We start from the raw sequence: 2,422 nt of genomic DNA, 5'->3' as shown, positions 1-2,422 counted from the left end.
CTTCTCCCGGCGGGAGAAGGGAAGCGCACTAGCCCCTCTCCCTGCGGGAGAGGGGTTGGGGTGAGGGTCCGGAGCGCGCAGCGCCGCGCAAAAACCCGCGCTCCTACGCGATGACGGCGACCTCATGGCCCTCCCGCCGCGTTGAACCGCTTTTCCGATTCCGCATTCCCGGTTCCCCTTTCCCGGCTCCACAAGTTGCTGATGCAACTGTGGCGCTGCCGCAAACCCTGTGTTATCACTACGTCCCATGAACGCGTCCTGCCGCAGCTTTTACTTTTGGTATTACGGTTTTCCGATGCCGCTGGCGGAGGAAGGATCGCGTTCACCCTGAAGGAAACTTCAGCCGCAATCCCGAAAGCCGCCAGCGAACCTGGCGGCTTTTTTCATGCCGCCGGATCTGGCCCCCACCCAGCCCCCCGACGAGACACACACATGGCACCGCACACCGACGATCTGCGCATCCGCAAGATCGAACCACTGACTCCGCCTTCCCAGCTGCAGGCGCTGCTGCCCTGCGACGAAGAGGCCTCGCAGACCGTCACTGCCGCGCGCGCGGCGCTGCACGAGATCCTGCACGGCCGCGACGACCGCCTGGCGGTGGTGATCGGCCCCTGCTCGATCCACGACCCGGTCGCGGCGATGGAGTACGCGCAGCGCCTGCGCCCGCTGCGCGAGACCTACGGCGATGCGCTGGAGATCGTGATGCGGGTGTACTTCGAAAAGCCGCGCACCACGGTCGGCTGGAAGGGCCTGATCAACGATCCCAACCTCGATGGCAGCTTCGACATCAACAAGGGCCTGCGCCTGGCGCGCGGCCTGCTGCGCGACATCAACCGCCTCGGTCTGCCGGCTGGCGTGGAGTTCCTCGACATCATCTCGCCGCAGTACATCGCCGACCTGGTGGCCTGGGGCGCGATCGGCGCGCGCACCACCGAGAGCCAGGTGCACCGCGAGATGGCCTCGGGCCTGTCGTGCCCGGTGGGCTTCAAGAACGGCACCAGCGGCGACGTCAAGATCGCGGTCGATGCGGTCGGCGCAGCCTCGCATCCGCACCATTTCCTGGCGGTGACCAAGGACGGGCAGACCGCCGTGGCGGCCACCGCCGGCAACCCGGACTGCCACGTGATCCTGCGCGGCGGCACCCAGCCCAACTACGACGCCGACAGCGTCGCCGCGGCGGCGCAGGTGCTGGAGAAGGCCGGCCTGCCGGCGCGGCTGATGGTCGACGCCAGCCATGCCAACAGCGGCAAGAACCCGGACAACCAGCCCAAGGTGATCGAGGACATCGCGCGCCAGCTCGAGGCCGGGCAGTCCCGCATCGTCGGCGCGATGGTCGAGAGCCACCTGCGTGGCGGCCGCCAGGAGCTGGTCACGGGCCAGCCGCTGGTCTACGGCCAGAGCATCACCGACGGCTGCATCGACTGGGACACCTCGGTACAGGTGCTCGAGCGGCTGGCGCAGGCGGTGCGCGCGCGGCGCCAGGCGCGCGTGGCGCAGGCGGCCTGAGCTCGGTGGAGGGAGAAACGCACGCAGCCTGACCGGCTGCGTGCGTGGGTGCGGGGGAAGCCCGGAAGAGGGGCCGGACGCGCCGCCGAATGCGAAGGGAGAGAGCTTCGGTATCGACGGCTGCGTGCCGGTGATGACGTTATCCGCCCATCCGGTGACCACGGTATGCCGGTGTGTGGCAGCGGCTGGCAAGGTGTTGGCGGGGCGTTAAGACCTGTTGTCGCCGGTTCAGCGCGACGGCGTGGACGTCGCGCGATGGGATGTACACGCCGCGCATTGATGGGCCGCGGCATAGCGGCGATCGCCTGCCGGACGCACCAGGCCCTGCTCGGCGCGACGCTGTTCCAGCGCCATGCGCATGGGGTCAAGCTGACCGCCGAAGGCCGGCAACTGGCCGATGCCGCCAGCGTATGCGTTGGCCGACATCGGGGTCTGACCAATAGGTGCTGCCCGAGGTCGCATGCGCGCATGTGCGGATGCCGCTGCTGGCGAAACCGGCCACCGTGTCGATAATGCCGCATGGCCGCCGACTCGCCCTGGTTCCTGTACCTGCTCGAATGCCGCAACGGCAGCTACTACGCCGGCATCACCCCGGACCTGCAGGCGCGCTTCCAGGCGCACCTGCGCGGCGCCGGCGCCAAGTACACCCGCGCCAACCCGCCGGTACGGCTGCTGGCCAGCCGCGCCTACCCCGACCGCGCCGCCGCTTCGCGCGCCGAGTACGCACTCAAGCGCTTGCCGCGCAGCCGCAAGCTGGCGTTCCTCGCCGCGCCCGACCCCGCACCTGGCGCCGACAACCTGCAAGCGACCGCCGAACCTGCGGCGGTGTTGTAGGAGCGGCTTCAGCCGCGACAGGCGTGACCGGTAAAGCCCGTCGCGGCTGAAGCCGCTCCTACGACGGTGCCGCACATTCGCG

The 2,422-nt window shown here is 69.3% G+C and carries 3 protein-coding genes; 2 read left to right on the top strand and 1 reads right to left on the bottom strand.

The window, feature by feature from the left end; translation table 11 throughout:
• Positions 1-432: 432 nt before the first annotated feature.
• A complete protein-coding gene (locus J7357_RS03575; RefSeq protein ID WP_209244917.1) occupies positions 433-1,506 on the top strand; it encodes a 3-deoxy-7-phosphoheptulonate synthase in 1,074 nt (357 codons plus the stop codon).
• 228 nt (positions 1,507-1,734) lie between these two features.
• Here J7357_RS03575 and J7357_RS03570 read toward each other — a convergent pair whose 3' ends face one another.
• Entirely contained in the window at positions 1,735-1,932 is a 198-nt protein-coding gene (locus tag J7357_RS03570) for a hypothetical protein (RefSeq protein WP_209245029.1), read from the bottom strand.
• Between the two features lie 93 nt (positions 1,933-2,025).
• Here J7357_RS03570 and J7357_RS03565 point away from each other — a divergent pair, with 93 nt between their 5' ends.
• Positions 2,026-2,340: a GIY-YIG nuclease family protein gene (locus J7357_RS03565; RefSeq protein WP_209244916.1), complete on the top strand. Its 315-nt coding sequence runs from the start codon at positions 2,026-2,028 to the stop codon at positions 2,338-2,340.
• The last annotated feature ends 82 nt before the right edge of the window (positions 2,341-2,422 follow it).

This window comes from Xanthomonas sp. D-109 (assembly GCF_017746095.1).
GTDB lineage: Bacteria > Pseudomonadota > Gammaproteobacteria > Xanthomonadales > Xanthomonadaceae > Xanthomonas_A > Xanthomonas_A sacchari.
The sequence above is the reverse complement of the archived record's forward strand: the minus strand, read 5'-3'. Positions and strand labels throughout refer to the sequence as shown.

Bases quoted from the DNA above. Each gene is read 5' to 3' on its own strand.
- J7357_RS03575 (WP_209244917.1), top strand. From the start codon at position 433: ATGGCACCGCACACCGACGATCTGCGCATCCGCAAGATCGAACCACTG.
- J7357_RS03565 (WP_209244916.1), top strand. From the start codon at position 2,026: ATGGCCGCCGACTCGCCCTGGTTCCTGTACCTGCTCGAATGCCGCAAC.
- J7357_RS03570 (WP_209245029.1), bottom strand. From the start codon at position 1,932: ATGTCGGCCAACGCATACGCTGGCGGCATCGGCCAGTTGCCGGCCTTC.